The organism is Streptomyces sp. NPDC000345 (assembly GCF_042898825.1).
Classification (GTDB): Bacteria; Actinomycetota; Actinomycetes; order Streptomycetales; family Streptomycetaceae; genus Streptomyces.
The window spans coordinates 1-20,114 of the sequence record NZ_JBIAZE010000023.1; the positions used below are offsets into that span (position 1 = coordinate 1).

The following is a 20,114-nucleotide window of genomic DNA, read 5'->3' on the forward strand; positions in this document are numbered from 1 at the left end:
CGCCAGTTGAGAACGACGAAGTCCCCGGGCGCCACATCGGTCACACCCTCCCCCACCGACTCCACCACACCCGCCGCCTCGTGCCCCAGCAGGAACGGGAACTCGTCGTTGATGCCGCCCTGTTTGTAGTGCAGATCGGTGTGACAGACCCCGCAGGCCTGGATCTTCACGACGGCTTCCCCCGGACCGGGGTCCGGCACCACGATCGTCTCCACCCGCACCGGCTCGTTCCTGCCCGGTGCGATCACTCCGCGTACTTCCTGCGGCATGGTGCTGCCCCTTTCTTCGGCGGTCATCCGTCCCAGGTCCGACCCTACGCGTGACTGATCGGTAAGGGCGCGGCCGACGGTCCGGAGCCTCCCCTTCCGGCCACGCCATGCGATCGCCGGCCGTAGCCTGAAGGCTCCGTCCGACCTCCGAGGAGTCCCGTGACCAACGCAGAGACAGGCGGCGTCCGGCCCCCGTGGCGGCTGTTGCTCGACTACGTACGACCGCACCGCCCGGCCCTGCTGGCGGGGGCGCTGCTGTCGCTGGTCACCGGGGCGACAGGACTGCTTCTGCCGCTCGTGGCAAGGGGGTTGATCGACGACCTGGGCCACGACCGCGCGATCACCGGCGCGTTGGTGGCCCTGACGGCGCTCGTCGTCGCCAACGCGGCGGTGGGGGCGCTGGGTTCGTACGTGCTGCGGCGCACCGCCGAGTCGGTGGTGCTCGGTGCGCGGCGGGCGCTGTCCTCGTATCTGCTGCGGCTGCGGATCACGGCCGTGGACCGCAGCGAGCCCGGGGACCTGATGGCCCGGATCACCTCCGACACGACACTGCTGCGCGAGGTGACCACCGACTCGCTGGTCGGCCTCGGCACCGGGGGGCTCACGCTGGCCGCGACGGTCGTGATGATGGGCCTGGTCGACCCGGTGCTGCTGGCGGTCACCCTGGCCGTGATCCTGTGCGCGGGCACGGTCCTCGGGGTGATCGTGCCCCGTATCAACCGGGCGAGCCGGCGGGCGCAGGACGCGGTCGGGGTGATGGGGGCCTCGCTGGAGCGGGTGCTGGGCGCGCTGCGCACGGTGAAGGCGTCGGGCGCCGAGCACCGCGAGGAGGAGACGCTGCACGCGGCGGCCGAGGAGTCCTGGCGGGAGAGCGTGCGCGCCGCCAAGTGGTCGGCGGCGGCCGGGAACACGGCCGGGCTCGCGATGCAGACCGCGTTCATCACCGTGCTGGCGGTGGGCGGGGCACGGGTCGCCACCGACGCCATCGACGTCGGCACCCTGGTGGCGTTCCTGCTGTACGTCTTCTATCTGATGTCGCCGATCCAGCAGGTCGTGGGCGCGATCACCCAGTACCAGACGGGCGCGGCCGCCCTCAGCCGTATCCAGGAGGCGCTGCGGCTGCCGGCCGAACCGGCCACCGGGCCGGCTCCGCTGCCCTCCCCCGCCGCCGCACCGGCCTCGCTCGCGTTCACCGACGTCCGCTTCCGGTACGCCGACGATCTGCCGTACGTCCATCACGGGGTGACGTTCGACGTCCCGGCGCGGGGCATGACGGCGTTCGTCGGCCCCTCGGGCGCGGGCAAGACCACCGTGTTCTCGCTCATCGAGCGGTTCTACGACCCCGAGTCGGGCACGATCAGCCTCGACGGCCGCGACCTCGCCGGCTGGGAGCTGTCCCTGCTGCGGTCCTCCATCGGGTACGTCGAGCAGGACGCCCCCGTGCTGTCGGGCTCGCTGCGCGACAATCTGCTGCTGGGCAACCCGGAGGCGGACGACGACACCGTGCGGCGGGTGCTGAAGACGACCCGTCTGGACGGGCTGGCCGACCGGCTGCCGCAGGGCCTGGAGACGCTGGTCGGGCACCGGGGGACGAAGCTGTCCGGCGGCGAGCGGCAGCGGGTGGCCATCGCGCGGGCCCTGCTGCGCCGCCCCCGGCTGCTGCTGCTCGACGAGGCGACCTCGCAGCTGGACGCGGTGAACGAGGCGGCGCTGCGCGACACCGTCGCCGATGTCGCGCGGACGACCACGGTCCTGGTCGTCGCGCACCGCCTGTCGACGGTCACGATGGCCGACCGGATCGTGGTCATGGACGCGGGCCGGGTGCGGGCGGTGGGTACCCACCGTGAACTGGTGGCGGGCGATCCGCTCTACGCGGAGCTGGCGGCGACACAGTTCCTCGCGACGGCCGAGTGAGGAGCGCCGCCGGCGGCGGTTCCCCCGGGACGGCCGAGCGGGCCGGCGGTCGGCGACGGCCCTTCGGGGAACGGGCGGTTCAGGTCGCGATCGCGGGCAGCAGTCCGGTGACCGGGGCGGCGAGGTCGGTGACCTGGTGCAGTTCGTCGAGCCGCCGCACGTTGTTCAGCTCGGCCAGCTGACGGGAGACCGGCGGCAGGCCGGCCCGGTGCTCGGCCGGGATCCCGCTCGCGGCGAGGGCGTCGAGCGTGGCCATCGGGCCGCTCCGGCCGGTGTCCGGGGTTTCGGCGGCGTGCGCCAGGGGCGCGGCGAGGCCCGCGGCCCCGGCGGCGAGAGCGGCGGCGGCGGCGATGCGTCGGGGGGAGATCATGCCCTGGCCAACGCGACCGGTGCCGTCCGGGACACGGGTGGCGGTCACCGCTCACCCGACGGGTGCAGCCGCCGTGCCGCACGGCCGGGCGGTGGCGGCTGCGCTTGCCGAGGCGGGTGCGGCGGAGGAGCCTCGAAGGTGAGGGCGCTGCGGTCCTCCTCCCTGGGCCGCGGCCCTTTGAGGAGGTCATCATGGGCACCGCGGCAGATTCCGCCTTCGACACCGAGATACTGCGCAGGGCCATCGAAGGCCCGGCCCCGAACACGCTGTTGTCGCTCTACGCGGACGACGCGGAACTGCGCGTCGTCGACCACAACACCCAGCCCAGCAGTCCCCGTGTGCTGCACGGCCGGAACGAGATCGCCGAGTTGCTCGACGACGTCTACAGCCGGGACATGACGCACAAGCTGGAGGAGTGCGTGGTCCAGGGCGACCGCGCCGCCTTCAGCGAGTCCTGCGAGTACGCGGACGGCGTGCGCGTCCTCGCCGACTCGATGATCCGGCTGCGCGACGGCAAGATCGTCCAGCAGACGATGGTCCAGGCCTGGGACGAGTAGGGGGCACGTGCACCGGGGTCCAGGTCGCCTCCGGGCCGGCCTGGACCCGTTCCGTGCGGGCCCGGCCGGGGCGGTCGCTCGGATCGTCGGTGATCAGCTTGCCGGGAGGTAGCGGGCCGGGACCACGTGCCAGTCGACGGTGACGCCGGTCGTCTCGGCCGGCTGGGTGTCACCGGCGTACGTGTAGAGCGGGGAGCCGTCGTAGGTGACCTGGAGGGTGCCGTCGTCGGGGCGGGGGGCGGCGCCGAGGACGCCGGCGACTCCCGGGGGGAGGGTCGGGGTCTCGTCGGCGGCGATGTGCAGCGGCTTGCGGTCGGCGAGGCAGGACCCGGTGCACGGGCCCTGGTCGTAGACGTAGAGGGTGAGTCCGGAGGGGTCCGTCAGGACCTGGCCCATCGTCTCGGTCGTGCCGACCAGGACCGTGGGTGCCGGGGCGGCGGCGAGGCAGGCCAGTGCGGCCGTCGCCGCCAGCAGGGGTTTCGTGAACGCGCGCATGGGAGTTCCTCACATCCCTCAGTAACCGACCCTGATGCCGGTCACGGTGTGTGTGTCCGTCCGGGTGCCGGTGGCGCCGGAGAAGCCGACGAGTACGTTCGGCGGGAGGTTCACCGCCTTGTCGAGGACCTGGGTGCCGTCGACGCTGACCACCAGGTGTCCGGCGGCGGTGACGTCGGCGTCGACGGTGTGCGTGCCGGTGCGCAGGGCGGGGACGGCGGTGGAGGTGGCGATGTACTTCGGCCGGCCGCTGGTGCTGCCGTCGGCGATGCCGACGAAGTTGGCGGACGGCTCGGTGTCGTTCCGGTAGGTGTCCAGGGCGACCGCGACGCCGGGGAGCCCGGCGTAGCCGAGACCCATGCCGCCCGCGCCGAGCGCCGTCGACGTCGTCTTCGACGCGTCGAGGAGCAGCAGGGCGAGGCCGTCGGCACCGGTGCCGCCGCCGATCCTCGCGGTGAAGCGGGCGCGCAGCCGGGCGGACGGGACGGCGGTGCCCTGGATGCCGCTGCCCCGTGTGCGGGCGGTGGCGGGGGTCAGGACGAGGTCCGTGCCGTTGGAGAGGACGGCGGAGCCGTTGTACTTCCAGCCGTTGGGGCCGGGCGGAGGTACGGCGTAGGAGGCCGCGGTGACGGCGACGTCCCGGACGGTGTGGATGTCGGTCCGTGAGCCGGTGGCGCCGGTGAAGGCGACGAACGCGGCCGGCGGGAGCGCCGACACGGTGGTCCGCAGGAGTTGCGCGCCGTCCATCGACACCGTGACCGTCTTGCCGGAGACGGAGAGCGCCACGGCGTGCGGGCCCGCGCGCAGGTCGGGCACGGCTGTCGTGGTGGAGGCGTAGGTGATCGACGCGTCGCTGCCGGTGAGGGCGATGCCGACGAAGTTCGCCGAGGGGTCGCGGCCGTTGCGGTAGGTGTCGAGGGTGACCGCGATGCCCCGCATCCCGGTCCAGCCGAGGCCGCCGCCCGTGCCGCCGAGGGCGCTCGGGGTGGCCCTGGCCGGGTCGACGAGGGCGAAGGTGAGGCCGTCGGCCCCGGTGCCGCCTCCCATGACCGTGGTGAACGTGGTGTTCAGGCCGTCGGTGAGGACCGGGACCGGGAAGACCGCCGAGCCCGCCTGGCTGCGGGTGGCCTGGGTGAGCTGGAGGTCGTCGCCGGAGAGCTGCGCGGAGCCGTTGAGCTGCCAGCCGCCGGCGCCGGGCGCCGGGAGGGTGACGCCGCTGCCCGTGGTGCCGGTGCCGGTGAGGGCCTCGTTGTGGGCGCCGGTGCCGTCGTCGGCGGTGATCTCGTAGGTGCCGCTGACCGCGCCGACGGAGGTCGGGGAGAAGGTGACGGACTGGTGGACGACGTCCTCCGGGCCGATGACCTGGCCTTCGCTGAGCGGGTTGCTGACGTGGAAGGGGGCCGCGGGGGCCTTGGCCTTGGTGATGGTCAGGGGGATGTTGCCGGTGTTGCTGATGTCGAAGGTCCTGGTGACCGACTTCCCGACCCCGACCTGCCCGAAGTCGGTGGAGGACGGGGTGATCGTCAGATGGGCCTCACCGGTGATCGCGGAGCCGGTCAGCTCGACGGTGACGGTGCCGTGCGTTCCGGTGACGGAGAGGGCCGAGGAGTCGTCGCCGGCCTCGGTGGGGGCGTAGGTCACCTGGACGGAGACGGACTGCTTCGGCTGGACGACCGTGCCGTCGGCGGGCAGTCCCCCGGCCGTGAAGGGGAAGTCGGGTGCGGTGACGGCGGAGATGGTCTCGGGTTGCGTGCCGGTGTTGGTGAAGGTGATGCCCAGCGTCTTGTCGGTGGAGGTGGGCACGGTGCCGAAGGCCAGCGACGAGGGCGAGGCGAGCAGGCCGTCCTGGGTGCCGTAGCCGGTCAGGCCGAGGCCGGTGTCGCCGAGGTCGGTGGCGAAGTTGAGGACCGCGTTGTCGGGGCCGGGTGCGGTCGGGGCGAAGGAGACCGGGACGGCGTAGGTGTCGCCGGTGTGCAGGGTGCGGGGCAGTCCGGTGGCGGCGGCGGAGAAGGGGCTGCCGGGCGGGGCGGTGACCGCGTCGATCCGGACGTCGCGGGTCGCCGTGACGGTGGCGGTGGCGTGCCCGGTGGCGCCGACCGGTACGTCGCCGAAGTCCACGGGGTCGCCGATGAGGGCGGCGTTCGAGGGCCGGCCGAAGGCGAGGACGTGGCCGTCGCGGGTGCCGACGTAGACGCGGCCGCCGTCGGTGGCGGGGACGGAGAACTTGGAGGCGACGCCGATCGGGGCCGACCACAGCTTCTTCAGGGTGCCGTTCACCGGTGTGGCGTCGTAGGCGCGCAGCTGGCCGTGCGCGCCGCTCGAACCGTCCGAGTACACCGCCCAGACGACCGCCGAGCCCGCCGTGGTGCCGGTGGAGGTGATCACCGGGGAGCCGGAGGTGTAGCCGAAGGTCTCGGTGGAGCGGCCGGTGTTGGTGAGCGCGGGCAGGCCGGCGCCGGTGACGCCGTACCTGAAGGCCCGCAGGGGGCCGCGGCTGCCGGTGGTGTAGACGTAACCGCCCTGTCCGCCGTACACGCCCGGGTGGCCCCAGACGCCTTCGTAGGGGCCGAAGTTGCCGAGGACCTTGTCGGTGCCTCCCGAGCCCTGGCCGCGGCCGCCGAGGTTGTCGCGGTCGAGGAGGAACAGCCGTCCGTCCTTGCCGATCTGGACCAGGAGGTGGGGGTGCCCGCCGGTGCCGAACACGTCGTCGGGGAGGGCGACCGGGCCGCCGGAGCCGAAGTCGGTGTCGTTCTGGTCGAGGGTGGGGGCGTTGGTGGGGCTGAAGAAGTCCTGTGCGGACATCGTGCCGTCGCTGTTGACGCCGATCCGGACGACGGCCTCGGCGAGCTGGCCCGGGGGCCTGGAGCCCGGCCCGGGGGCCGGGGAGATGCCGTTGCCGGTGGAGAAGAGGATCCGTCCGGGGCCGTCGGAGACCAGGCCGCCGCCGCTCATCCAGATGCCGGCCATACCGTTGGCGGAGGAGTTCTCGGTGGCCCACAGGGTCTGCTTGCGGGTCGAGGTGCTGACCCGCAGGACGTGGCCGACGTACGGCCCGTGGTCGCAGTGGGAGGCGAAGCCCGCGTACACCGCGCCGCCCATCAGCAGCAGCCCGGGGCGCTGCATCGCGGTGTAGGCGTTGAAGGGGCGGCCCGGGTCGTTGACCGGGGCGCCGGCCACCTTGACCGGCCACCCGCTGCGCTCGGCGCCGGTGGTGACATTGAGGGCGTGGACGTACCAGTTGGGGTGCTGGACGTCGGCGCCGTCGTCGGCCTTGGAGGTGAGGTAGACGGTGCCGGTCGCCGGGTCGTAGACGGGGGTCGCGGTGACGCCGATGTTCGGCACGAGGTCGCCGCAGCCGATGGCCGAGGCGGGCCAGGCCGCGCCCAGGCTCTTCGTCCAGGTCTTGGCGCCGGTGGCCGAGTCCAGGCCGTACACCTTGTTGTTCTCGGTGGCGACGACGACCGTCTTCCCGACGACCAGCGGCTGGGCGTAGACCTGTCCGTCGACGGTGGTGGAGAACTGCTGTCCGAAGTCCGAGCTGGAGACCTGGTCGGGGGCGAGGCCGGGTTCGTTGTCGTCCCAGCCGGTCCGGTAGGTGTCCTCGGAGACGGTGGTGACGTCGGCGGCGCGGGAGCGCCGGTCGTCGGGGGCGGCGGCCAGGGAGGGGGTGGTGAGGGCGCCGGCCAGCAGACAGGCCGTCACCAGAGGTGCCAGGAAACCGAACCTGCTCCGCATGCGCCGCTCCGCCCGGGTCGTGAGGGGGCGGGTGTGTCCCGCCGACCGTCATGATCGGCGGGACAGTGTGATTTACAGATGATTACCTGCGGGTGCGTCCGTGGGGTCCACCCGGACAGGCGTACGCGTCGTCAGGTCAGCGTCCACTTCTGGTTGTCGGCGCCGCTGCACGACCAGAGCACCATCGGCGTGCGGTTGGCCGTGCCCGCCCCGTTGGCGTCGAGGCACAGTCCCGCGTGCACGTTGGTGATCGTGCCGTCGCTGTTGACGTTCCACTTCTGGTTGTCCTGGCCGTTGCAGTCCCAGATCACCACCTTGGTGCCGTTGGTGGTGCCCAGGTTGTAGGCGTCCAGGCACTTGTTCCCGTACACCACGAGCTCCTTGCGGGAGGTGTACGTCCAGGCCTGGTTGGAACCGCCGTTGCAGTCCCAGATCTCGGCCTGGGTGCCGTTGGTGACGGTGCTGTTGAAGAGGTCCAGGCAGCGGCCGGACTGCTTGCCCACGACCAGGCTGCCGTTCATGCCGGGCAGCGGTTTGACGGTGATGTCGGCGAGGGCCGGGGCGCCCGTGAACGTCAGGGTGTTGGAGGAGCCCTTGGACAGGCCGACCAGCAGGCTGATCGTGCCCTGGCTCGAACCGGTCGGCGGGAACGAGACCGCCGTCGACGTCTGACCGTTGACCTTGAGGGTGGCGGTACGGGCCGTGGCGGCGGTGTTGGTGTAGGCGACGTCGACGATCTTGGTGCCGGTGGCACCGGCGACCACGCCGGAGAAGCCCGACGTGCCGGAGTAGGTGCTGCCCGAGGCCTCGGTGCCGCCGGTGACGGTGAGCATCACCGAGCCGCCCGCCGGAACGCTCTGCGTGTAGCTCGTGCTGTACGACCCCACGTCGGCGCGGGCCCACAGGTCACGGACGGTCGCGGAGGCGTTCGTCAGGCCCAGGTCGGACCAGCGGACGGTGATGTTCGCGGCCGCGGAGGTGCGGTTGAGCAGGACGACGGCGCGCTTGCCGGTGCCGGCGAGGACTTTGCCGTACACCTGCAGCCCGCTGCCGTCCTCGGCGACCTTGACGCCCTGGAGGCCGCGCGGGTCCTGGTCGACGGCGATGACCTCGGGGTTCTTGAGGATGTTCGCGGTCTCGGTGGTCATGGTGGTGAGGTCGTTCCCGGCCAGCAGCGGGGCGCCGGAGACGGCCCACAGGTTCATGTGGGTGCGGTTCTGGGCGGCGGTGAAGCCGTCCATGCCGACCATCAGCATGTCCGGGTCGTTGTAGTAGCCGGTGTGCTGGGCGGTGGGGTGCAGGGTCTGGTCGAAGTTGGACAGCAGGTTCGTCATCGACGGCTTGTTGCCGTAGTAGATGATGTCGGTGCTGGTCCGGTACAGGGGGGCGAGGCCCGGGGCCCAGTTCCAGGGGTTCTGGTAGCCCCAGTTGCAGAGGGAGAGGGTGAGCGGACGGCCCGTGGTGGCGGTGGCCTTGGCGACCGCGTCGCTGATCGCGGTGTACGTCGTCGCCGCGTCGAGGCCCTCGGCGTCACCGCCGCACCAGTCGACCTTCACGAAGTCGAAGCCCCACTTCGAGAACTGGAGCATGTCCTGCTCGTAGTGGCCCTCGCTGCCGCTGCCCGGGGCGGCGGGGCGCCCGGTCGGGTAGTAGTAGCCGCAGCCGTCCTTGCCGGCGTCGGTGTAGATGCCGGCCTTGAGGCCCTTGCTGTGGATGTAGTCGGCGATGGCGCTCATCCCGCCGGGCCACTCGGACGTGTCGACCGTGATGTTGCCGTCGCTGTCCCGGGTGCCCTGCCACCAGCCCTCGTCGATGTTGACGTACTGGTACCCGGCCGCCGGCAGTCCCGCCGCGACGAACGCGTCGGTCTGCTGCTTGATCACGCTGTAGTCGATCTTCGCGGCGAAGCTGTTCCACGAGGCCCAGCCCATGGGGGCGGTGGGTACCGGGATCTGACGGCTCGTCGCGGCCTGCGCCGGCGCGGGACCGGCGAACAGGAGGGCGGCGGTCGCGGTGAGCAGGAGGACGAGGACGCGTACGGCGGTGGCTCTGCAGCGCCGGAGGAGTCCTGAGCGCGGTGGGGGCAACATGCGGCGGCTCCGGGATATCGAACAAGGGTCGGTGATCCGAACGTGTCGGCGCGCCGAAAGTAGAGCCGCGGGAGGATGAAGTCAACGGCTGCGACAGAAGTCATGTGACCGGTCTCAAAAGCGAAGTGACCGCTCTCGCGCGGTCGTTCGCCCCCTCGGCGACGGACCGGAGGCCCTCACACCGGGGCGGCCGCCCCGGGGGATCGTCCGCTCGGCTCCCACCCCACCGGCCTTAGTATCCCCAGCAGTTGGCGCACCAGCTCGTCGACCACCTCGTCCAGGGTGGCGTCCACCCAGCCGGCGCTCCAGTCGTGGAGCAGGCCGTTGACGCTGCCGATGAAGGCGGTGGACGCGAGCCGGTAGTCGCGGGCCGCCGCCTCTCCGCGGGCGGCGGCGGCCGTGGCCTCGGCGCAGATCAGGTCGACCCAGCGGGCGCGGCGGGCCAGACGCTGTTCCTCCAGGCGGGGGCTGACGCCGACGATCTCGACGAAGGTGATGCGGATGCGGCGCGGGTCCGAGGTGACGTTCCCGGCATAGGCGCGGAAGATCGCCGTGACCCGTTCGGCCAGCGGCAGGCCCTGCGCCGCGGCGAACGCGGCCACGACCGCCTCCTCCGCCCAGTCGTTGACCTGGAGGTGCAGCGCGGCGAGGACGTCCTCGAGGGTGTGGAACTCCTCGTAGAACTGACGGGTCGACAGGCCGGCGGCCTCGCTGAGCGCCGCGACCGTCGTGCCGCGGTAGCCGGGGGTGCCCCCGAACAACTGCAGCGCGGCGGTCAGGAACCTTCCGCGCCGCTCGGCCTGCCGCTCGGCCGCGGTCCTGCCGCCGTACCTGCCGGTCGGCGCCCTGAGCCTGCCCGCCACTGAACCCTCCCTCGTCGCTCCGTGCTCCCCCGCCGCCAATTTTGTCGTGCCAGAAGTCTTGTGGCGAAGGGCACCCCTTCCTTACTTTCCAGTAAGTCCACTCTGAACGCAGCTGTGTTCAGATTCGGACCCCTAGAGCCGCTCAGCCCTGCCCCGCCCCTTTCCCCACTCCAGAGGAGTGAGCACCGATGGCTGCCTTCAGAACCAGGCACCTCTGCGCCGTAGCCGCCGCCCTCGTCCTGACCGTCACCGCCCCCGCGACCGCGGCCATGGCGGCGTCCGACGCCTCCCTGCGCGAGGTGATGTTCGTCGGCAACAACTGGGAGGGCACCGCGGACGTCATCAAGTCCACCGGTGACTTCGCCAAGGTCGGCCGGATCAACGTGATCCCCGACAAGGACGCCCGGATGGCGGAGATCAACGCCGACCCGATCAAGTGGATCTACTTCATGGCCATCCGCAACGGCGTCGGCGAGGGCCACGACCAGTTCGTGGACGACATGTACTCCACGCCGGACGGCTCGTCGGTGGTCGTCTCACGGCCCAGCTTCGCCGACGTCGTCTCGATCAACCTGTCCACCGGGGCCATCAACTGGCGTTTCCCGGTGTCCGGTTACCGCTCCGACCACATGGCCGTCTCCCCCGACGGCACCCGGGTCGCGGTCTCCGCGTCGACCGCGAACACCGTGCACGTGCTGGACATCAACACCGGCAAGCAGGTCGGGTCGTTCGCCACGGGCGACAAGCCGCACGAGAACATCTTCACCAAGGACGGCAAGTACATCTACAACATGGCGATCGGTGACGTGAACACCGATCTCGACGCCCCGTGGCTGGACTGGACGAAGGGCGACCGGCGCATCACCGTCGTCGACGCGACCACGTACAAGCAGGTCAAGGTCATCGACATGCGGAGCAGGCTGGACGCGATCGGCCTCACGGACTACTCGGACGCCGTGCGCCCGGCCGTGTTCTCGCCCGACGAGTCCAAGCTGTACTTCCAGGTGTCGTTCTTCAACGGCTTCTTCGAGTACGACCTGGCCACCGACCGCATCACGCGCACCAAGACCCTGCCGAAGAACGCGGCGACCAGCGACGACCGCACCACGTACGTCAACGACTCGCGCCATCACGGCCTGTCGATGAGCCCGGACGGCGGCAAGCTGTGCGTCGCGGGCACGATGGACGACTACGCGACGGTCGTCGACCGCGGCACCCTCCAGGAGGGCCCGCTCGTCACCGCCTCCAAGCCGTACTGGGCCACGGTCAGCGGCGACGGCAAGGACTGCGTGATCTCCGAGAGCGGCGCGGACCAGGTCACGGTGATCGACTTCGCCACCGGACAGAAGGTCCTGTCCGTCCCGGTGGGCGACCACCCGCAGCGGGTCCGGCTGGGCCATGTGGCCGCGAACTGGACCGGGACCGGCAGCTGATCCGACCGGTCGCGGCATCGGAGGGCGGGCGCCGGGCGCCCGCCCTCCTCCGTGCGCGCGGGACCTATCCGATCTTCGACGCCACCCATGCCGCCAGCTCGCTGCGGGCCGCGGCCAGCAGCGTCGCGGACGGGGAGGTCGCCCCGTTGGTCACCAGCGCGTAGTGCACGACACCGGAGTCCGGGGCGCCGAGCAGCAGTCGGCGGCTGCCCGTGCCGCCCGGTTCCACGGCGGCGCCGATCTTCGTCGAGGAGGTGTGGGCCGGCGGCCCGTACACCGTGCCCAGGTCGGAGACGACCGTGGTGGACGCGGTCGGGAAGGACGCGGGCAGATGCAGTTCGGTCGGCGCGGTGCTGCCGTTGGAGCGCCACACCAGCACGCCGTACTGTCCGGAGCCGACCAGTGAGCCGACGTTCGGCAGGCTGCCGGGGACCGGGTTCCAGGTGAGGGTGGAGGAGCCGTCGCGGGAGCGGTCCTCGTAGGTGAAGGCGACGGTGCTGCCCGCGGTGGCGCTCGGGTAGACGCGGTCCAGGAGCCGGGCGTCCTGACGGAGCGTCGCCGCGCCGCTGTCGTCGAGGCGTACGGCGGAGAGGTCCTCGTCGTTCCAGCCGTCGCCGGAGGTCTGCACCTTGTCCGCGTTGCCGTTCATCAGCTCGTGGTGACGGCCGTTGTAGATGTCCCACTGCCACTGCGAACCGGACAGGACCGGGCCCGAAGCGGCGGGGGTGGTCCACCAGTTGGCGCCCTTCACCCGGGAGTCCAGGGCCTGGTACATCGCCTTCAGGACGGTCGGCGCCTTGCCGGCGGTGGTGCCGTTCAGGGGATGGCCGAACTCGCTGACGATCGCGGTCGTCCCGGCCGCCGAGGCCCGGTCACGGACGGTGCCGAAGTCGGTGACGTACTGGCCGTCCGCGGCGTTGCCCCACATCAGGATGCCGGAGATGGCCTTCTGGTCGTAGAAGTGGGTGTTGAAGACGTACCGGGAGCCGAGCGTGCCCGCGTCGAGCAGACCGCCCTCCTCCTTGCTGACGTTGCCGTTCCAGAAGAGGTTCGGCTCGACGACGGCGGGCTTGTCCTGCCAGCCGGCGGCGTCCATCCGGGCCCGGAACTTCACATAGAAGGGCCACAGCAGGTCGCGTTCCCAGGTGCGGCTGTTCTGGCCGGAGTCGTAGGTGCCGGCGTAGGGCTCGTTGTAGGGGTCGAAGCCCAGGACGCCGGTGAACTCCTCGGCGGAGAGGTTCGCCTTGAGGTACGCCATGGTCTTCTGGGCGGTGGCCAGGAAGTAGTCCTGGAGGCCGTAGGTGTTGTGCCAGAAGTCGTACTGGGCCTTGGTCACCGCCGCGTTCTGGGTGATGTTCTGCCCCCACAGGAGACAGATCCCGCAGTACTCGGTGGGGTAACCGCCCAGCGCCACGGCCCACTTGGGTGCCCCGTCGCCGGTGTACCAGCTGCCCGGGTTGAACAGGTGGCGGGAGTAGAGGTCCTGGTGGAAGTCGGGGTAGACGCGGATGCCGGCGTCGAGGAAGGCCTGCATCTGCGCCGTGGCCGAGGCCAGATAGGTGGTGTCGACCTGGCCCTTCACCGGTTCGGCGTAGGCCCAGGAGAGAAGGAAGCGCACCGCGTTGCCGCCGCCGAGGGCGCGCAGGGCGGTCGCCGACTTCCTGGCGTCGGCGACCGAGGCGAAGGGCAGGCCCTTGTTCTCGTCGAGTTTCGTCTCGCCGGAGACGTTGTAGCCGCGCAGCACGACCTCACGGCCGTACCCGTCGACGAAGCGGCCGTTCGACACGGTGAGCGCCGTGCCGTCGAAGGAGAGGGAGTCGGGGACGGTGGCCGCGGCGGCGGGGGTGCCCGCCGCCGTCAGGAAGCCGCAGAGTCCGCAGAGGACAACCAGAACAGCGAGCATACGTGCCCGGATATTCGGCATGTCCACTACAGTCGGGCGATTTCCGGACACCGTCAATAGCTTCTGACCCACGAGTAAGTTGACTATCAGTCACCCCACTGCCGTGACGCACCTCAGCCGCCGCTCCCGTCACCCACGTCACTCAGCCGCCCGTTCGCCCCGCCACACGGAGCAGGTACTCCTTCCTGTTGAGCGGGTTGTGGTCGGTGCGCGGCCGCTCCGGGACCGTGCCGCGGACGACCGGCGCGTAGTGGCCGAAGGCGCTCTCCCACTCCCCCTCGCCGCGCGTCAGCCCGGGAATCCGCTGTTCGAGGCCGTGCACCCGGGCGGCCGGCACGGTTCCCTCCAGCACGCACCCGTCGCCCCGGGGGTCCGTCGTCTGCGGAACCGCGCCCAGGGCGGCCAGCACGGGCAGCAGCCCGCCCAGCGTGTCCGCCGGGACGCGGAGGCGGAAGCGGTGCATCGGCTCGTACACCTGTGTGCCCGCCCGCCGCAGCGCCTCGACCAGGACCAGCGGGGTGAGCGCGCGGAAGTCGTACCCGGTGCTGGACATGCTCTTGTCGAAGCCCTGGTGGGCATGGCTCTGGCGGGGCCAGTAACCGGAGTGGGTCATGGTGACCGCGCAGTCGGTTACCTGCCAGCCGTGCAGGCCCTGGCCGAGGGTGGCGCGGACGGTGTCCTCGACCGCCTTGAAGAAGGCGTACGGCATCGCACCCAGCTCGACCTCCAGGCCGAAGGTGACACCGGTGCCGGGCGGGGCGGGCTCGACGCGCAGACCGACGGTGGCGAGGAAGGGGTTGGCACCCTTCTTGATGAACTCGGCGGCCGCCCCGGTGCCGGCCGGGCGCTCGACGCACAGGGGTGTCGTCTCGCGGAAGGCGACCTGAAGGCCGTAGTCCTCGGCGAGGGTCGCCTGGACGACCTCCTTCTGCACCTCGCCGTACAGGGACACGGACGTCTCCTGGCGGAGCTCGTCGTGCCGCAGACCGATCAGCGGGTCCTGTTCGGCCAGTTGGGTGAGGGCCAGATGCAGGGAGCGCCGGTCGGCGTCCGGGCCCGGCACCACGACCGTCTCCAGGGTCGGCGGGGCGAAGACGTGGCCGGGGGCCTCGCGGGGTGCGCCGATGCTGTCGCCGATGCGGACGCCGGTGAGGCCCCAGAGGCGGGCGATCCGTCCGGCCCGGACCGACTCGTGGCGCACGTCGGCACCGTGGTCGAAGACGCTGATCGCCGTGACCCTGCCCTCGGTCCGCGCGTAGGGGACCCGGTCGCGGGTGCGCAGGGTGCCGGAGAACAGGCGCGCGTAGGCGATCTTCTCGCCGGCCGGGCCGCGCTCCACCTTGAACACGCTCGCGGAGAGCGGGCCCTCGGCGTCGCCCGCCGCGGCGGGCAGCAACTCCTTGATGCCGGCGATGAGTTCGGGCACACCCGCGCCGGTCGCCGCGGAGCCGAAGTACACCGGATGGACCAGGGCGCGGCCGGTCTGGGCGACCAGGGCGGCCCGTACCCGACGGGGGGTGAGGGTGCCGTCGACGTACGCGGCGAGCAGGTCGTCGTCGTGCTCGGTGAGGACGTCCTCGCGCACCGGACCGGGGTGGAAGGCGGTCTCGCGGGTGCCGAGTCCGGTGACCGTGCCCATCGGGACGGCCGGCAACCGCCAGCCGCTCGGTCAGCTCCGTCAGCACGCCCTGCCCGCGGGCGCCACGCCGGTCGGTCTTGTTGACGAAGACGAGCGTGGGGATGCGCAGCCTGCGCAGGGTCCGCATGAGGATCCTGGTCTGCGCCTGGACGCCCTCGACGGCCGAGACGACGAGGACGGCCCCGTCGAGCACGCCGAGGACCCGCTCCACCTCTGCGATGAAGTCGGGGTGGCCGGGGGTGTCGATGAGGTTGACCGTGACGTCGTCGACCGGGAAGGAGACGACGGCGGACTTGATGGTGATGCCGCGCCGACGCTCCAGCGCGAGGGTGTCGGTCTGTGTGCTGCCGGCGTCGACGCTGCCGATCTCGTCGATGATCCCGGCCGAGTGCAGCAGCCGCTCGGTGAGACTGGTCTTACCTGCGTCGACGTGCGCCAGGATGCCGAGGTTGAGCAAGTGCACGAAGTGTCATGTCCTTTGAAATGGGGGGTGTTCCTTCCTGCTGGGTGGACATGAACGATGTGCGCATCTCGGCTCCTGCGATTCCCGGGAGTGGTACCCGCGCAGTGCAGCAGAACGGCGGGGGGCGCGGCAACGGATTAACGTTCAAGGATGCGCGAGATTCTCCCGGTGCTGAACGGGTGGTACGCCGCCGGTGTGCCGTTCGGGCTGGCCACGGTGGTCACGGTCAGCCGCAGCGCGCCGCGCGGCCCGGGGGCGGCGATGGCGGTGGGGCCGGACGACGAGGTCGTGGGCAGTGTGTCGGGGGGCTGTGTGGAGGGCGCGGTGTTCGAGCTCGCCCAGGAGGTCGTGGCGAGCGGTCGGGCACGGCTGGAGTCCTTCGGGTACAGCGACGAGGACGCGTTCGCCGTCGGACTGACCTGCGGCGGCGAGATCACCGTGCTGGTGCGGCCGGTCGCGCCCGCGCTGGACCCCGTCTTCGGCGCGGTCGCCGCGTCGGTCGCCGCGGGCGAGCCGGTGACCCTGGCGACGGTGACCGACGGTCCGGCCCCACGCGGCGCCACCCGCGCGGTCTGGCCGGACCGTGTCTCGGGTTCGCTCGGCACGGAGGGTCTGGACGTGGCGGTCACGGCCGACGCGCGCGGGGAACTCGCGCTCGGCGCCACGGGCCTGCGGCACTACGGACCGCGCGGGCAGCGGCGCGAGGACGCGGTCGCGGTGTTCCTGCACTCCTTCGCCCCGCCGCCGCGCATGCTGGTGTTCGGGGCGATCGACTACGCGGCGGCCGTGGCCCGCATCGGCGCCTTCCTGGGCTACCGGGTCACGGTGTGCGACGCGCGTCCCGTGTTCGCCACTCCGCGGCGCTTCCCGGAGGGCGTCGAGGTGGTCGTGGACTGGCCGCACCGCTACCTGCGCGGCACGGACACGGACGGGCGCACGGTGATCTGCGTCCTCACCCACGATCCCCGGTTCGACGTGCCCCTCCTGGAGGAGGCGCTGCGGCGGCCGGCCGCTTACATCGGGGCGATGGGCAGCCGGCGCACCCACGACGACCGTCGGCGGCGGCTCGTCGAGGCGGGGCTGACCGAGCGCGAGCTGGCCCGGCTGCGCTCTCCGGTCGGCCTCGACCTCGGTGCGCGTACGCCCGAGGAGGTGGCCGTCTCGGTGGCCGCGGAGATCGTCGCGCTGCGCTGGGGCGGCAGCGGTGCCCCGCTGACGGCGACGGCGGGGGCAATCCATGGTCAAAAGCATATAAATCCGTCGGATCAGGGCGTGTGAGAACCCTCCGGGCGGGGTAGTCGCCCCTTCAACGGACAGGCATGCATGTCCTGTGCCCTCTGTTTCCGCGAGGGAAGGAGGTCCGTGAGACATCGCACACTCGCAGCAGCCGGGCCGCCCCCGACCGTTTCGGCCGGGCGCGGCCCGGTTCCCTCGTTCGGCCCCGGTTCCCGTGTGCGGCGGGGCCGCGCTCTCAGCGGGGCGGCAGCCGGTGCAGGACCACGTCCGTGAGGAGTCCGTCGGCCACGGCGGCGGTCAGATAGGTGCAGTGCGGCTGTCTGCGGCGGTCGGTCGGGGAGCCCGGGTTGAGCAGGCGCAGTCCGCCGGGGGCCGTGGTGTCCCAGGGGATGTGGCTGTGGCCGAAGACGAGCACGTCGAGCTCGGGGAAGCGGGCGGCGCAGCGGGTCTCGCGGCCCTGGGCTGGGCCGGTCTCGTGAACCACGCCGAAGCGCAGCCCGCCCAGCTCGGCGTGGGCGACCTCGGGCAGCCGGGCGCGCAGTTCCGGGCCGTCGTTGTTGCCGTACACCCCGATCAGCCGGCGGCTGCGGCTCTCCAGCAGGTCGAGGGTGGCCTCGTCGACCCAGTCCCCGGCGTGCACGACGACGTCGGCGTGCGCAAGCTCGTCGAGCAGCGGGGCGGGGAGCGCCTTGGCGCGCCGGGGCAGGTGGGTGTCGGACATCAGGAGCAGACGCACCCGGCCAGGCTACGCGCGCCCGGCCGACCCTCTCCCGCGGCGGGACGGGCCTCCCCCGGCCCCGCCCGCGGCTCTCCCCCGGTCGGCCGAAGCCCCCTCCGGCGCCGGGGCCCCGCAGCGCCGGGCAACGGTGCGTGAACGCCGGGGAACAGGACAGGTGGCCGGCGGCCCGCGGAGTTAGCATCGGGCCACGCTCATCCGCCCGACGGCACAGACCCAAAAGGGGGCCAGGAGCCCGATGCCGGTCAAGGTCAGCGTCATCGTCCCGGTCTACAACCCCGGTCCCTACATCGAGGACTGCGTCGCGTCGCTGCTGCGGCAGTCGCTGCCGCCCGACGAGTACGAAGTGATCTTCGTCGACGACGGCTCCACCGACACCACCCCGGCCCGCCTCGACGCGCTGGCCGCCGAGGACCCCCGGGTGCGGGTCATCCACCAGGAGAACTCCGGCTGGTCGGGCAAGCCCCGCAACGTCGGCATCGACGCGGCGCGGGGCGAGTACCTGATGTTCGTCGACAACGACGACCACCTCGGCGACGAGGCCCTGGAGCGGATGTACGCCTACGGGGTGGCCCATGGCGCCGACGTCGTCGTCGGGAAGATGGTGGGCCGGGGCCGCGGGGTGCCGGTGGAGCTGTTCCGGGTGAACCGGCCGAAGGCGAACGTGGAGAACGCGCCGCTCATCGACAGTCTCACCCCGCACAAGATGGTCCGGCGGGCGTTCCTGGAGCGCACCGGGCTGCGCTTCCCCGAGGGGCGGCGCCGCCTGGAGGACCACGTCTTCGTCACCGAGGCCTATCTGCGCGCGGACAACGTCTCGGTGCTGTCCGACTACGTCTGCTACTACCACGTCCGGCGCGACGACGACGCGAACGCGGGCTTCCAGCGCTTCGACCCGGTCGGGTACTTCAAGAACCTCCGTGAGGCCCTCGACGTCGTGGAGAGGTACACCGAGCCGGGTCCGCTGCGCGACCGGCTGTTCCGGCGCTGGCTGCGCGTGGAGATGGTCGAGCGGCTGCGCGGCGGCCGGTTCCTGAAGCTGCCCGAGGACTACCGCAGGGAGCTGTTCGACGAGATCCACGCGGTGGTCGTCGAACGGTTCGGGCCGGGCGTGGCGGCACCGCTGCAGCCCACCCAGCGGGTGGTCGCCGCCCTGGTCGCGGACGGGCGCTACGACGACGTCGTCGCGTTCGCCGAGTGGGAGGCCGGCGTCGCGCTCACCGTCGACCCGGAGGACGTCCGCTGGCAGGGCGGCGTGCTGCGGATCGCGTTCGCGGCCGAGCTGACGCACGACGGCGGCCCGATGACGTTCCCGGCCGCCGGGGGCTCCCCGCAGTGGCCGCCGGCGGACGTCGGCGAGGCGGTGCGGTGGCTGGGCGAGGACACCGTCGGCCGGTTCGGCAAGGCGAAGCCGGACCTGCTGCTGCGGGACCGCGCCAGCGCGGCGCAGTACTTCCATCCGGTGGAGGTGGTCCGGGAGACGGTTCCGGCCGGGGACGGCAGCCGGGTGCGGCTGGTGCTGCGGGGGACGGCGACCGTCGACCCCGCGGACCGCGCGGTGCTGCCGGCGGACGGTCTGTGGGACGCGTACGTGCGGGTGGGTCTCGGCGGCTGGACCAAGGAGCTGCGGCTGGGCCCGGCGCCCCGCCACGACCGCCCCGCCCCGCCCGCCGGGGTCGTCGCCGGCCGCGTGGTGCTGCCGTACTGGACCGACCGGCACGCCGGTCTCGCGCTGGACGTCGGCCGGGCCGGCAAGCGGCTGGGCCTCGGCCGGCTCACCGCCGAGGACGTCCGGGTCGCCGGGGAGCGGATCGGTGTGGACCTGCCGCTGCACGTGCCCGCGCGCACCGGGGCGCTGCTGCGGCTGACCGGGACCGGTTCGCACGACGTTCCCGCCGTGCTCGCCTCCGGGGGCCGGCTGGAGGCCGTGCTGCCCGTCGCGGACCTGGCGGGGCGCACCTGGCGTACGGCGCTGTGTCTCACCCCGGGCGTGGAGGGGGCGCGTTTCCATCCGCTGCCCGTGGCGCTGCGCGTCGGCCCGGACGGGGTGCGTGCGGTACCCGCGCCCCGTCCGGGCGGAGTACGGAGAGCGGCCCGCCGGGTGCGGCGGGCCCTGCACCGGCTGCTCGGACGGGCCACGGCACGCAGGCGGTGACGCGGCCCGGCCGTCACCGAGCACGAATGCCGCCACCGGCACACGCCACACACGGGACGACACGACCCGGCCGTCACCGAGCACGAATGCCGCCACCGGGGCACGGGTGCCATCGACGACGCGGGCGGGGGGGGGGGGCGCGCGCGCGCGGGGGGGGGGGGCCCCCCCCCCCCCCCGGCGGGGGGGCCCCCCCCCGCCCCCGCCGGGGGGGGCCCCCCCCCCACCCCCCGCCCCCCCCCCCCCGGCCCCACCCCCC

General features: G+C 72.4%; 13 protein-coding genes and 1 pseudogene. 5 read left to right on the plus strand and 9 right to left on the minus strand.

Going from position 1 to position 20,114, the window contains the following annotated elements; translation table 11 throughout:
- Positions 1 to 269, minus strand: a 269-nt coding sequence (locus ACFY30_RS36495) for an alcohol dehydrogenase catalytic domain-containing protein (RefSeq protein WP_390849442.1), incomplete at its 3' end; no start/stop codon positions are given.
- Between the two features lie 159 nt (positions 270 to 428).
- On the opposite strand from ACFY30_RS36495, the gene ACFY30_RS36500 reads away from it, so the two are divergent.
- Complete coding sequence (locus ACFY30_RS36500; RefSeq protein WP_390849443.1) at positions 429 to 2,183, plus strand: ABC transporter ATP-binding protein; 1,755 nt, start codon at positions 429 to 431, stop codon at positions 2,181 to 2,183.
- A gap of 79 nt (positions 2,184 to 2,262) precedes the next feature.
- Here ACFY30_RS36500 and ACFY30_RS36505 read toward each other — a convergent pair whose 3' ends face one another.
- Entirely contained in the window at positions 2,263 to 2,553 is a 291-nt protein-coding gene (locus tag ACFY30_RS36505) for a hypothetical protein (protein ID WP_390849444.1), read from the minus strand.
- Between the two features lie 191 nt (positions 2,554 to 2,744).
- Here ACFY30_RS36505 and ACFY30_RS36510 point away from each other — a divergent pair, with 191 nt between their 5' ends.
- Positions 2,745 to 3,110 (plus strand): nuclear transport factor 2 family protein, encoded by a 366-nt coding sequence (locus ACFY30_RS36510; RefSeq protein ID WP_390656608.1) that lies wholly within the window; start codon positions 2,745 to 2,747, stop codon positions 3,108 to 3,110.
- 93 nt (positions 3,111 to 3,203) lie between these two features.
- Here the strand turns inward: ACFY30_RS36510 and ACFY30_RS36515 are convergent, their stop codons facing one another.
- The 4 genes from ACFY30_RS36515 to ACFY30_RS36530 all read right to left on the minus strand — a co-directional run bounded on the left by ACFY30_RS36515 (position 3,204) and on the right by ACFY30_RS36530 (position 10,293).
- Positions 3,204 to 3,605: a hypothetical protein gene (locus tag ACFY30_RS36515; protein WP_390849445.1), complete on the minus strand. Its 402-nt coding sequence runs from the start codon at positions 3,603 to 3,605 to the stop codon at positions 3,204 to 3,206.
- 18 nt (positions 3,606 to 3,623) lie between these two features.
- Positions 3,624 to 7,340: a choice-of-anchor D domain-containing protein gene (locus ACFY30_RS36520; RefSeq protein WP_390849446.1), complete on the minus strand. Its 3,717-nt coding sequence runs from the start codon at positions 7,338 to 7,340 to the stop codon at positions 3,624 to 3,626.
- 131 nt (positions 7,341 to 7,471) lie between these two features.
- The gene (locus ACFY30_RS36525) at positions 7,472 to 9,430 is read right to left on the minus strand and encodes a ricin-type beta-trefoil lectin domain protein (protein ID WP_390849447.1); all 1,959 of its coding nucleotides are present in this window, start codon (positions 9,428 to 9,430) and stop codon (positions 7,472 to 7,474) included.
- 176 nt (positions 9,431 to 9,606) lie between these two features.
- Positions 9,607 to 10,293: a TetR/AcrR family transcriptional regulator gene (locus tag ACFY30_RS36530; protein ID WP_390849448.1), complete on the minus strand. Its 687-nt coding sequence runs from the start codon at positions 10,291 to 10,293 to the stop codon at positions 9,607 to 9,609.
- Positions 10,294 to 10,481: 188 nt separating this feature from the next.
- On the opposite strand from ACFY30_RS36530, the gene ACFY30_RS36535 reads away from it, so the two are divergent.
- Positions 10,482 to 11,726 (plus strand): YncE family protein, encoded by a 1,245-nt coding sequence (locus ACFY30_RS36535; protein ID WP_390849449.1) that lies wholly within the window; start codon positions 10,482 to 10,484, stop codon positions 11,724 to 11,726.
- Between the two features lie 64 nt (positions 11,727 to 11,790).
- Here ACFY30_RS36535 and ACFY30_RS36540 read toward each other — a convergent pair whose 3' ends face one another.
- The gene (locus ACFY30_RS36540; protein ID WP_390849450.1) at positions 11,791 to 13,650 is read right to left on the minus strand and encodes a cellulase family glycosylhydrolase; all 1,860 of its coding nucleotides are present in this window, start codon (positions 13,648 to 13,650) and stop codon (positions 11,791 to 11,793) included.
- 121 nt (positions 13,651 to 13,771) lie between these two features.
- Positions 13,772 to 15,731 (minus strand): annotated as a pseudogene (locus ACFY30_RS36545) (GTP-binding protein).
- 150 nt (positions 15,732 to 15,881) lie between these two features.
- Between ACFY30_RS36545 and ACFY30_RS36550 the strand changes: the two are divergent.
- Positions 15,882 to 17,009 carry an XdhC family protein gene (locus ACFY30_RS36550; protein WP_390849452.1) on the plus strand — a complete coding sequence of 376 codons (1,128 nt, stop codon included), beginning with the start codon at positions 15,882 to 15,884 and terminating at the stop codon, positions 17,007 to 17,009.
- Positions 17,010 to 17,202: 193 nt separating this feature from the next.
- On the opposite strand, the gene ACFY30_RS36555 is transcribed toward ACFY30_RS36550, so the two are convergent.
- Positions 17,203 to 17,703, minus strand: coding sequence for a metallophosphoesterase family protein (locus ACFY30_RS36555; RefSeq protein WP_390849454.1), 501 nt, complete (start codon positions 17,701 to 17,703; stop codon positions 17,203 to 17,205).
- A gap of 238 nt (positions 17,704 to 17,941) precedes the next feature.
- On the opposite strand from ACFY30_RS36555, the gene ACFY30_RS36560 reads away from it, so the two are divergent.
- Positions 17,942 to 19,858 carry a glycosyltransferase family 2 protein gene (locus ACFY30_RS36560; RefSeq protein WP_390849455.1) on the plus strand — a complete coding sequence of 639 codons (1,917 nt, stop codon included), beginning with the start codon at positions 17,942 to 17,944 and terminating at the stop codon, positions 19,856 to 19,858.
- The last annotated feature ends 256 nt before the right edge of the window (positions 19,859 to 20,114 follow it).